The sequence below is a fragment of the Peribacillus sp. FSL E2-0218 genome (assembly GCF_037992945.1).
GTDB classification, from domain to species: Bacteria; Bacillota; Bacilli; order Bacillales; family DSM-1321; genus Peribacillus; species Peribacillus simplex_B.
Genome location: NZ_CP150304.1, coordinates 2,037,205 through 2,049,545, shown reverse-complemented (window position 1 = coordinate 2,049,545; position 12,341 = coordinate 2,037,205). Strand labels below are relative to the sequence as shown.

General features: G+C 39.9%; 10 protein-coding genes. 1 reads left to right on the top strand and 9 read right to left on the bottom strand.

The window, feature by feature from the left end; genetic code table 11:
- Positions 1–70: 70 nt before the first annotated feature.
- The 4 genes from MHI53_RS09915 to MHI53_RS09900 form a co-directional block, all read right to left on the bottom strand.
- Positions 71–1,180: a DNA alkylation repair protein gene (locus MHI53_RS09915; protein ID WP_340373359.1), complete on the bottom strand. Its 1,110-nt coding sequence runs from the start codon at positions 1,178–1,180 to the stop codon at positions 71–73.
- Between the two features lie 333 nt (positions 1,181–1,513).
- Entirely contained in the window at positions 1,514–2,209 is a 696-nt protein-coding gene (locus MHI53_RS09910; RefSeq protein WP_340373358.1) for a DUF4867 family protein, read from the bottom strand.
- Between the two features lie 78 nt (positions 2,210–2,287).
- Positions 2,288–2,968 (bottom strand): transaldolase family protein, encoded by a 681-nt coding sequence (locus MHI53_RS09905; RefSeq protein ID WP_061141724.1) that lies wholly within the window; start codon positions 2,966–2,968, stop codon positions 2,288–2,290.
- Between the two features lie 243 nt (positions 2,969–3,211).
- On the bottom strand, positions 3,212–4,609 hold the full coding sequence (locus MHI53_RS09900; RefSeq protein WP_061141725.1) for an MFS transporter: 1,398 nt from the start codon (positions 4,607–4,609) through the stop codon (positions 3,212–3,214).
- 580 nt (positions 4,610–5,189) lie between these two features.
- Between MHI53_RS09900 and MHI53_RS09895 the strand changes: the two genes are divergently transcribed.
- Positions 5,190–6,422, top strand: a complete 1,233-nt coding sequence (locus tag MHI53_RS09895; protein WP_340373357.1) for a Gfo/Idh/MocA family oxidoreductase — start codon at positions 5,190–5,192, stop codon at positions 6,420–6,422.
- 679 nt (positions 6,423–7,101) lie between these two features.
- On the opposite strand, the gene MHI53_RS09890 is transcribed toward MHI53_RS09895, so the two are convergent.
- The 5 genes from MHI53_RS09890 to MHI53_RS09870 all read right to left on the bottom strand — a co-directional run bounded on the left by MHI53_RS09890 (position 7,102) and on the right by MHI53_RS09870 (position 12,236).
- A complete protein-coding gene (locus MHI53_RS09890; RefSeq protein ID WP_061141850.1) occupies positions 7,102–8,004 on the bottom strand; it encodes an AEC family transporter in 903 nt (300 codons plus the stop codon).
- Positions 8,005–8,087: 83 nt separating this feature from the next.
- Positions 8,088–9,521 carry an aldehyde dehydrogenase family protein gene (locus MHI53_RS09885; RefSeq protein WP_340373356.1) on the bottom strand — a complete coding sequence of 478 codons (1,434 nt, stop codon included), beginning with the start codon at positions 9,519–9,521 and terminating at the stop codon, positions 8,088–8,090.
- A gap of 28 nt (positions 9,522–9,549) precedes the next feature.
- Positions 9,550–10,284, bottom strand: coding sequence for a GntR family transcriptional regulator (locus MHI53_RS09880; protein WP_061141728.1), 735 nt, complete (start codon positions 10,282–10,284; stop codon positions 9,550–9,552).
- An 84-nt stretch (positions 10,285–10,368) separates the two neighbouring features.
- Positions 10,369–11,709, bottom strand: a complete 1,341-nt coding sequence (locus tag MHI53_RS09875; protein ID WP_340373355.1) for a hypothetical protein — start codon at positions 11,707–11,709, stop codon at positions 10,369–10,371.
- A gap of 173 nt (positions 11,710–11,882) precedes the next feature.
- The gene (locus MHI53_RS09870; RefSeq protein WP_061141731.1) at positions 11,883–12,236 is read right to left on the bottom strand and encodes a helix-turn-helix domain-containing protein; all 354 of its coding nucleotides are present in this window, start codon (positions 12,234–12,236) and stop codon (positions 11,883–11,885) included.
- Between the last annotated feature and the right edge of the window lie 105 nt (positions 12,237–12,341).

Sequence of the window (12,341 nt, the reverse complement as noted above, 5' to 3'; positions counted from 1 at the left end):
AATTCCGCCGGGAAAAGGTTTGAAAATCATACGGTTTTCTTTCGCATTAGGGGCCATACAGCAGTTTTGCTCATGACAATGTAAGCGTGAGATTCGTTTCTGCAACTTCCACTCCATTCACAAGAAGCGAGATCTTGTGGAGGCCCCCATAATGACGGCGTGTGGTTAAATCCTTCCAATTGTGAATTTTCACTCTATCAACGCGCTCTCCAGCTGCAAAATTCCTATCTGCCAGCAGGAACAGTTTTCGGGACGTTTTTTGCTTGGCTTTCACAAAATCGATGGCGTACTCAATCCGAAGCTTCACTGTACTGATGGCTTCCACCTGAAAGCCAAAATGAAGTTCACTCGTCTCCCCGATCTTAATGGAAGCCGGCTCATTTTCAATAAAAGCCGCAGCTACCATCGTCGGGTCACTCCATACATCCGCATAACCAAACATCGCCAGCACCTCGGGATCCGCTTGTTTGACAAGTGATCTGCAGCCTCGCCGGATGATCCAATTCGTAAGGTCGTCCCCGCTCTCATGCCAGCGCTTGGCAATTTGAATGACGGCAGCCGGATGGTCCTTGGCAATATCATTTAAGTTATTGGCCACACTTTTACGAACATAGAGCGAGGGATCGTTTTTCAGGCTTTCCAGCAGTTCCAGAACCGGCTGCGGATCTGCCTTGAACATCGGTAAAAATTGTCCCCAAGGCAGCCTCGGCCGGCATCCTTCACTGGCTAGCCTGCGGACATGCTCATTCTCATTCTGTGCCCATTCCTTCATCTTCGCAATCATTAACACGGGCTCAAGCAGGATGAATGCACGCACAGCAAATTCAGAAGAAGACCTAACGGTGAAACGCTCCAAGGCTTCTAGCGACAGGGGCCAATTCTCCTTATTCAACCCATGCACCTCTACAAAATCCGGGAAAAATAAATATCTGAAGCCTTCACAATCTTTTTCCAATTGATATAAGATATTCAGGGCTTCCTGATAATCACTCGGAAGATGCCTTCCCAGTGTAAGCGAAATATGCCTGATTCGCTCTTTCAACTTCATCTCATCCCATTCCTCGTTCATCACATCTTCTCGAAAAGATTGAGCAGGAAAGGGGGGATGGACGCTTCTCACTTTTTCACTGAATTCACGGATGAAAGCAGCGCTATATAAATCCTTCAATGGTTCAGCCATTTATTTCACTTCTTTTCCTCATGTTTTCTTACCTCATCCATCCACCATAGCATTTTTCTCCATTGAGTAACAACCCTGCTGCCTTCGCAAGACTTGATCCTGTTCTGGAATATTCGGGTCGTCTTCGCCGCTATCTCGGTATTGCATGGAATAACTTTGTCCGTATTCGCCATTTTTCCGACCCCACTTGAATTAATTCGGCCTTCTTCTCCTTTTTTCCGACCAAACTGAAATTAATTAGGCCTACTTCCGGATTTTCCTTATAGAAAGCTTTGGAGAACATAAAAAAGGCGGGACATAAAGCTCCCACCTCTTTTGCAGCTATGAAGTTAGTCATTTGATTTTTATTTTATTTTTCCCATGGAAAATTGAAATATTATCACCATTTATTCCGGCATATGCACCTTTACTTGCCAATTGTTTGCTTTCAGGATGAGCAATCAGCCATTTATTTTTCATGAATAATAGTTTATCCTCTTCCGTTCTTTTTTTTATCTCCTGATTTAATGGCTCATTTGTGCCGGCCGGCAAAATAACGATTGTCTTGAACCCTTCTTCGTTTACTTTACACGGGGCAAAGTGCAAGGTTGTACTATATAACTCTATCGCCGTTCCTTTCGGGATAAAAAACGCCTCTACATTTGTAGAGTCATAACTATTGTCGTGAATATCCTGTACTTTTCCCAATAGAAGAACCATATCTGTCACCGCAATGTTGATTTCACTGCCTTTATGATATTCTAAACCATTCAGCGTTGAGCTCGGACCATTACAATATCCAATTTGAATCGGCATCTCTCCATAAAAGGCAGTTTGAATCCGTTCTTTCACGCTCGTATTTTCCATATCGGAAACTGAAGGAATATAGACATTATGATCTTGAGGAATCTCCATTTCTTTCATATATGTTTGCAGCTCTTGAAAATCATACCCAATGATTATTTTACCGTATGGTGCAAACCTGCTATCTTCAACATGGAAAATGGAAATATGTTTATTTAAACCTCTAATCACTTCATACTTTGACAAGGTCACCCCGCTCCTTTCTTCCATTTTAAAAGGCCCTCAAATTAACATCCATGAGGAACCTTTCAACGTTATTTATTATCATTTCAATACTGGTGCTTCCGTAATTGTGTTGTCCCAGGCATTGCGGAATTTATCCAATCCATAATCAGTAAATGCGTGATGGAAGCTTTCCTTGTAAACATCGAAGCCACAGGTCACGATATGGGCCCCTGCTTTAGCGGCATCAACGATTTGTTTGCCATTCCGCAAAGCGGCCACGATAATTTCAGTTTCGAAATGATACGTTTTATAGATATTTGCGATATCTTGAATGTATTGAGTCGTGTCATCCCCGCTATTTTCCTTCCATCCAACGAAAGGCGATACGAAACTAGCCTTGATTCTTCCAGCTTGCAAGGCTTGGGAAGGAGAAAAAACAAGCGTGACATTCGTAGGGATGCCTTCTTTTTCAAATTCCCTCGCCGCAATCAAACCTGGTTCTGTACACGGAATTTTAATGACGAAATTGGAAGACAATTGTGCAATCTTCGTTCCTGTTTCAACCATTTCTTTTGCATCGTCTAAATGAGGATTAATTTCCACTGAAATAGGAAAGTTCTCAACGCCCTTAAATTCGCTTCCTAATTCATCTAACACGGTAAGGAATGGTTTACCGCTTGACATGATGTGGCGAGGATTCGTCGTTACCCCATCGATGGCCCAATTTTCATAAGCATAACGCACTTCCTTCATAATGGCACTGTCCAAAAAATATTTCATACTTTATTCCTCCTCATGTGTTTTAAACGTATCTACGTTTTACAAAATGTTACTACCTTTGATTCTATAATAAAAAAAAGTTTGCTATCTTTCAAGCTTTTTCTTTACAAATTCTAGTAAATTTTTTTATGCCAAGTGCCCGTTCGTGTTTTAATGTAAAATAAGCTACACTATACCAACATTACGGGCCCTTCAACTTAAATCATCACAGTTTAATCCGGCAGTCAAGTACTTGATTACTTTTTACATAGGTATACCTGATTTACGCTCATTAAGATCTTTTACGATATTATTGTATTTATCATCAGATAGTTTATAAAAGAATGCCATAACAATAATGGTTGCCATGGCCAATGTACTTGGATATATGAACATAAGCCCTCTAATCCCTTCTACCACATTGGCATTTTGCACGGCATTGGGCACATACCCGACTAGCCCTAAAACAATACCTGGGATAAAACCTGCGAGAGCCTGAGATAATTTGCGACAGAAAGTGAAGAATGAATAAACCACACCTTCCGATCTATTGCCTGTTTTCCATTCCCCGTATTCAACCGCATCAGAAACGAATGCCCAGTTCAAACTATTGACAAATGCACTTCCAAAGAAGGCAAAACAAGCTAAAATGATAAATATTACGGCATTATCAGCAAAAATATAAGCTAATAAATCGCCAACTGCCCAAATTGCGCAACCAAGTATATACGTGTATTTCTTTCCGATTTTTTTAACCATGAACGGAACTAGTGCTACACCTATAAACACACAGCCAATGCTGAAAAAGCCCATGTAAGGAACGATTGAAACATTTTTCAATACATATTGGCAATAGTATACTTGTACTGCGAGCTTTACATTGAAAGCTGAAAAAGTAAACAAGTTCACTAAACAAAGGATCAAAAGAGGGGTATTTTTTAACAACCCTTTATAACTCTCACTCAGTTTCACCTGAGCTTCTTTTGGCTTCTCGTACACATATCTTTCTTTAACATTCTTATAACAATATAGTTGCAATAGTACACCTAAAAAAGCAAATACCGATACCGCCACTATGTATCCAGTGGATTCACTATTGAAAAGTAAAACGATAGGCATGAACCCAACCGTAGTAATCAATAGGCCCATGTTTGATCCTGCTTGCCTAAACGCAGCCAACTCCGCTCTTTCTACAGGATCTTTGGTCATGGCAGGAACCATTGAACCGTAAGGAATATTCGAAATACTATAAATGGTACCAAATGCCATATAGGTTGCATAAGCCCAAATCATTTTTCCAGTGAGTGAAAAATCAGGATTGGTAAAACTAACGATTGTAATGAGGGCTAACGGTACTGCCGTGTAAAGGATAAACGGCCTGAACTTTCCTTTTGGACCAATTTTTTTTCGATTATCCACCCAAGTGCCTACAGTAATGTCGGCAAAGGCGTCCCATATTTTTGTAATTAAGAAGATTAACCCTGCTGTTGCTGATGGCAGTCCAAGTGCATCCGTATAAAACTTAAGCAAATAGATTTGACCTAGATCAAATAAAAAATTATTTCCTACATCCCCCATTCCGTATGCTATTTTTTCCTTAAGCTTTAATTTCTTAGAAGTATCAACTGGACGTTCCATGTTTTGAATGACTGATTGTTCCATACGTTCTCTCCTTTTAAATACCATTTTTAAAATTAAAGAAATGTCAATTGTCTAATCGTCACGAACCCTTCATAAGAAATGCGCACTCAAATTTCACGTTCTTGTCAGCTGAAAATCTTCCATGGCCTGTGCTCCTTCCATCGTTTTAGAGAAACTCTTTTCTAACATTACTATCTTTTTGAAAAAGTTATTATGTTTTATTATATTATGAAAACGCATACAAAATAGCAAGCCTTTTCCAAATATTTTTTTCATTTATTTGAAAAATTCAATCTCCTTGAGCGTGACTGCTTGCAAATCTACTATCCTCTATCAATAGTTCATATCAGGGTTCCTAAAACCTCTTTCGCGGCACTGGAACGTTTTTTTCAGAATTTTTCTTTTTTTTATAATCATCCCTTGTAATTCTGTAAACGTATTCTTATAATGAACAAAGATACTGATTTTTATTTAAAGGTAACTATGTTTACCCAGGTTACCGCTAGCTCCATATTTTTGGATTACCAGTGAAATCCGAAGGAACATAAAAAAACGGGTAGTACCTATTTATGATTAACAAAATTACATGGAGGTTTTTGATATGAGTACAAAAAGAAAAGAATTAAACAGTAATTTTTTCTCGAGTTTTTTAAATGTTGATTACTTATCCGAAGAAGATAAATACATTTTTAAAAAGGAAAAACAAAAATATAAATTTAACGTGATTGGTGCCGGGATGATAGGTCATGAGCATATAAAAGTTACCATGCTGGAGGGAAGAGCAACCATTCATGGCATTTATGATCTAGATAAGAAAAGTATTGAAAATACGAAAAGGATGTTCTCGGAAAACTTCCCTGGACATGATCTAGTGGAGTATCGGACTCTTGAGGAAGCTTGTCATGATCCGCAAGTAGATGGACTAATTATTTGTACGCCGAATTATACCCATCTTGAGATTGTGAGAGAAGCGGTCAAATCCGGAAAGCATATTTTACTAGAAAAACCAATGGCTACAAATTTAAATGATGCATTGGAAATTAAAGAACTTGCCGATGGTTATAAAGGGATCTTTCAAATCGGCCTACAATATCGTTACAAAGCGATTTACAACGAATCCATTCATGAAGCGATCGAGCGAAAATCAATTGGTGATATTAAAACAATCAGCATTGTAGAACATCGAGTTCCCTTCCTGGATAAAGTAAACCAATGGAATAAATTCTCTAAATATTCAGGCGGTACGCTCGTTGAAAAATGTTGTCATTATTTTGACCTTTTAAACTTATTGGCTCAATCCAAGCCCTCTTTCGTTTATGCAACCGGAGGAAGCGCTGTCAATTTTAATGATTTTGAATATAAAGAACAAAAATCTGATGTAATCGATCATGCAAATGTCAATATCGTCTATGAAAACGGTGTGAACACGAATTTTAATTTGTGCATGTTTTCTCCTATGTTCTATGAAGAAATTACGATATGTGGAGATGAAGGAAGACTAAGAGCCTATGAAAATGATGATTTTTTACCGGTGAATCGGCCAAATACACATCTGGAAGTTTTAAGTGGTGAAAGTAAACCTACAAGAATCTCCACTCCATGTTATCCATCTGTTATCCAAAGCAGTGGACATAATGGCGGAACGTATTATGAGCACAAATACTTCATTGATAATATGGAAGGCGTTTCAACCACGACTGCCACTGTTGAAGAAGGCTTTTGGTCCATAGTCGTCGGAATTGCAGCAGAAGAGTCCATTAAAACAGGAAAAGTAGTATACATTGATGAATTATTAAAGAGAGTTCATAATGAGAAAGCGACTGTCTCTAATTAATTGAATTGGTGCATCCCCCATTTATTGTTTGGTGGTCAGAAGAACTTTGTAATACAGAGGAGCATGAAAATGCGGCACTGCCCTTTATACGGGTAGTGCCGCATTTTTCATATTTCTTACTTTTGAACTTTAGGGGTAGCGCCCACTATCCATCCTCTCCATCGCTTCTGAAATGGCAAGTCACTGAAAAGTACCTTATATAGAAGGAACTAGCATTGATAAAAAAGCTTGTAGACAAGCTGGGGTGGGCATATAACGCTTTAGAGACACTCTCCAAATCCCCCTTCATTTATTGTGTGCAACACAATAAAAGGCAGGCATCGTATATAGTACTGTCTGCGAAGTAATCCTCCTTTTACTCGAGGACGTAAATGGGACGGATGTCGGTATATCTAAAGGTTTGCCTACCCTGGCTACCTCTCCTTCACCAAATTATAAGGGTGAGCTAATGGTAGCCCTCCAATGCTCAGCTTTCAAGAGGGCGGGCGAGGAAGTGGAATGAAACGGTCTAAGTACAGATCCTCCAAAGTTATCAGCAAGCTGAAGTCGACTTTCGTTTTCATTCAGAGCCAAAAGCAACCTTAAATGGTGCACACATATAAAAAAATGCAGGCCAACTCGATTTTATCAAGTTGGCCTGCATTTTGATTGAAAAACATCTATGGGAACAGCTATCACTTTATAAAACAATCATGAATATAATAGGCAATGTTGCAAGACTTAACGAAGTACTGATAAGTGTCGTACTTGAAACGAAATCTGACTCTGTATTGAATTGAAGCGCGTACATCGTCGTATTGGCGGCAGTCGGCATGGCAGCCATAATGATCATGATTTGTTTAACCATCTCATCTACAGGCAAGAAAAGAGTTAGCATATACGCTATTGCTGGTGAAATGGCAAGCTTGATAAGGAGCGACCAAGAGATCCTGGCTTTGGCCAATTGTTTTATTGAAATGTTGGCAAGCTGCATGCCCAGTACAATCATTACAGTAGGAATTGCGGCATCAGCCACTAAGTTGACGGCTTCTTGTACGGAATTGCTAAATGGGATATGCAGGAATTGAAAAAGGGCACCTAAAAGCCCGCCATATACGATGGGCATGCGTTGAACTGCCCGAAGAGCTGAGCGTATCCCATTACCATCCGGACTCCCTTTTGCGGCATAATACACGCCCACAGTACACATCACCACTTGTTGTATCACCATTAACACAATGGCAGATTTTAGACCAGTGGCACCGAAGAGTAATAGAACTACAGGGGTACCATAGTTTCCGTTGTTCATAAAGGACGAAGCCAAGATCATCCCACATGTTTCCGGAGTCGAATACCCGTGAAAATAAGAAATGACATACACAACGGCAATCAAGGAAAAACAAAGAGCAAATGTGTAAAAAGTAAGGTATAGGTAATCAATAGTGAATGGGGTAGTATAAAAAGTTCGAAATACAAGAATTGGCGACATTAAGTAAAGCGCCATTGTTGAGATTGTCTTTGTATCAAAACCGATTTTCTTTTGTCCAATAAACCCAATCGCAAAAATACCGAAAACCGGCAGGAGGATAGTTAAAAACTCCATTTTTGTCACCTTCATTACCTTTTGTTTTGTCATCTACTAAAGGAAAGACCTAGATCCTTCCCACTCTAGGTCCTTTTTTTCAATCATAAATTCAAGACGATGATACGTTCTTCCGTCATTTCTTCCATCGCATATTTTGGGCCTTCTTTTCCGTTCCCGCTTTTCTTCACGCCGCCATAAGGCATATGATCGACCCGGTATGCCGACGCATCATTAACGATAAGTCCTCCCACTTCTATTTCACGAGCCGCTTTCATGGCCAATTGTAAATCGTTCGTGAAGAGCCCCGCTTGCAATCCATAATCAGAATCGTTTACTTTAGCGATCACTTCGTCTATTTCTTCATATGTGGCAATCGATACAATTGGACCGAACACTTCTTGACGACAAACTTTCATGTCATCCTTTACATTCGTTAAAATGGTAGGCAAATAGAATGCGCCGTCACGTTTACCACCAACCTCAATCCGGGCCCCTTGTTCCACCGCTTCCTTCACCCATGCCTCCACTCGCTCCGCTTCAGTAAGACGAATCATCGGTCCAATATCTGTTTTTTCATCCAATGGATTGCCTACTACAAACTCTTCCGTTTTTTCTATTAACTTCGCAACAAAAGCTTCATAGATATCTTGATGGACATAGATTCGTTGGACGGATATACAAACTTGTCCTGCATTATTAAAGCTTTTTTGTGAAACTAAAGTTGCCGCTCTTTCCAAATCCGAATCTTTATGAACGATGGTCGCTGAATTATTCCCTAATTCAAGAGACACTTTACGTAAGCCTGCCTTTGAACGGATTAATTCTCCCACTCGAGGGCTTCCGGTAAAAGTAAACATGTTAACATCTTGATTTTCCAGTAACCATTCACCGATTTTTGCACCATCTCCAGTCAGCACTTGAAGGCGTCCCTTTGGTAGCCCAGCCTCCTCCAATAAGGATGCCAGTTTAATGGCACAGATTGGAGTGACTTCAGCAGGTTTTAAGACTACACTATTACCGGACGCAAGTGCTGGACCGATTTTATGGCAGACCAGATTGATCGGTGCATTAAACGGAGTGATAGCTGCAATGACGCCAACAGGAACACGGATGGTGAAGGCCATGCGATTCTCTGAACCTTGAGCTGATTCAACAGGAACACCTTCTCCATGGATGCGCTTTGCTTCCTCTGCAGATATTTGTAAAGTTTGAGCTGAACGATCCACTTCTCCGCGTGATTCACGAATGGACTTTCCAACTTCAATCGCTAAGATCCTGGCAAATTCTTCGCGGCGCTCTAATAGCAATTGGGCCGCTTTCATTAATACCTCATATCGTTCATACGGTGAAAAATTCTGTTTTAACGCAGCTTTCGCACTCTTTACAGCTTTATCCACATGTTTTTTTGTCGCTACCGAGATTTCAGCAGCCGGTTCTTGTGTATATTTGTTTAATACCATCATTGTTTCTGACGTTTTCTCCCAATGACCCGCCACTAATAAACCATGTTGCTTAACTTGTGTTGAATTCGTCATTCTCTCCACTCCCCCGCTTTATTAAGATTCACCTAAAAAGGTCAATATCATAATGATATTTATCACTTCGATATTTCGTTATAGTAAACTCAAGTGGTTTATCATCGAATCCAAAGCTTAGCCTTGTCATTTCAAGCAAAGCTTCACCGCCGCGAATGCCCAATAAATCAGCTTCGTAAATCGTTGCGTTGATTGCACAGATTTTTTCTTTTGCCCGTTTTAACGAAATTCCATTTCCCTCTAAGATTTCATAAAATTTTGCACTATTCAGGTCATGTTTTTCATACATTTGTCCAATATGTTTGGGCCAGCATGAGCGTTCAATTGCAATAGGAACATCATCTGCGAAACGGATCCTCTCAATCACGAAAACTTCTTCTCCCTCTGCCAGTTGAAGCATTGATGTTTCGTAATATAAGTCTTGTGTGAAATTTGCACGCAGTAATTTTGAATTGGGGGTTAAACCTCTCTCGGTTACTTCTTCCGCTAATCCCTTCAGTCTTCCTAGACTCCCGCCGATAAGGGGTTGGGGCTTTACGATTGTTCCTCTTCCTTGCTTCTTCTCCAATAATCCGTCTTGAACAAGAATGGAAATCGCTTGCCTTAATGTAGTACGGCTAACATCGAATTCTTGCATCAACTCTTGTTCGGTTGGTATTAAAGCGTTTGCTTTCCATACTTTTTCCTGAATGCGCTTCACTAAAATGTCTTTCACCTGTAAATAAAGAGCCACATTTTTATTGGCATCTATCATATTTTTCATGTTGTCCAACTCCTTTAAGCCAGTCTTTACGATAAAGTATATATCATAAACCAGCCATTGCTATAAGGGGCGATCCGGTTTCTTTCAGACATATATTTCGGTTTCTATTTGAAGCATTCGTCCCAATTCAATTAGGTGTTCCGTTACATCTCCATAAACTAACGCGAAGTGGGGTTCGTAGCCTGCATGCATAAGTTTGTAAAGTGTGTCCGTTACATCTGTTTTTAATTCAACTTCCACTGAAGTCCCTGAAAAAGGCTGTTCTCCATCCAATGCATTTCCTTTCATTACCAAAAAACGATAGCCTTCAGGTGTATGGCTTACTCTAAAGATCGATACTACGCCCGGTTTCAAACCAAAGTCCATGGCAAACCCTATTTTACGATTTGGATGTACACCGACTGTTGCCCCTGTAGAAGGGTTTGCCAGTGAATACGCCCCGGCACCGCAATGCCAAAATACAACCGAATTTTTCTTTTCATCCACATGGACTAAATCGCCTAAGTACGGGGCATTGCCACCAGCTAATTCACGTAGAATATACATGGAAACCGATCCGTGAATATCGGATTCACAAGATGTTACCATTCCGTCTTCCGTGAACTGGGATAGCGTTGAGCATGGTGCTGCTCCCAATTCGTTAAAAAAGTCAGGCCAACAACGCATCGCTAATGCATCCAACTCTTGTTGCTGGATATGTTTTTTGATGTATGTTGAAAATTGTGCGAATTTTGTTACGGTTTCATCATTTCGGTTCAACCCAATGACCTGTCTCTCGGCACGTTCAATTTCACCGATCCATGCTTGCTCTGGAAGTTCCACGCATTGTACAAATGCCTCTTGCAAGTCAATCTTATGAAGTGTAACACCAAGTGCTGTTTGCAATTCTCCTTCATTTGCTTGTGAGAAGAAGAAACCAGGTGGATATTCACCTACAACACCAATTTTAAGTTCACTTAATGCCTTGAATACACGCATAACATTAAATTGCCTTAGTAAACGCTTTCTTAAATCTTCTTCATCCGGATTCCCAAATACAAATGCAAAAGGATGTTGATGATTACGCAGGACATTGCTGGTACTGTTCCCACCCGTTAATGAATTAAGACGCAAACGCCCCCCGACGCTTGGTTCGCGTACTGACCAAACGATCACAGGTTGCTTGAAATATTCCAAAACTTTGACCATGAACTCCCCATCTGCAAATGTAACACTTTGATATAAAACCGTGTCGACCTTCACATCCTTTATAGAATCTAAAAAATCTTGAAGATCCTCAACGGAAGTCACGGTTTGTTCTGGTGCTACAAGATGGCTGCAGCTTTCTTCCAACCAATCCATACTTTGCCTGCGATATATTTCAGCTGCTTCAATATCAAATGTTTTTCTACCTATGGGTAAATATAAAACGACCGTGTTAAGCATGTACGAACCCCCTATTTTCAATGACGAAAAAATTCATTATAACCATTATAAGATACATACCTATCTTTATCAACAAAAAGATAAACATCTCACCGAAGAACAAAAAAAGGCTCTTGAGACACAAATGTCTCGAGAGCACGATTGCTAGATTTTTTCCATTAAGTATTGCAGGATTAAGAATTTTTGCTGTTGAAGGCATATTTCTTTCCCCAGTCACCCATACTTTCTAGTATGGGCATGAAACCTTTCCCTGCGTCTGCTAGCGAATATTCTACTTTTGGGGGCACTTCTGGATATACTTTCCTTATGACCATTTGATCTTTTTCCAATTCCCTTAATTGACTTGTCAATATTCCTTTTGAAATTCCGGGGACCAATCTTTGAAGCTCACCAAACCGTCTTGTCTCTTTCAAATGCCATAATATGATAATTTTCCATTTGCCTGCTATTACATTTTGAGCATGCGTGACAGGGCATACTTCTATCTGTTCGTTGGGAATTTCACCCTGAAATGATGTTCGAGCCATGCTAACTACCTCCTTTTCCTAATGGTCTTGTTTTTGTGACTATGTTATTTAAAAATCACTACTTACAAAGTAACGTCTAAAGTAATAATATATGACTATGCTTTA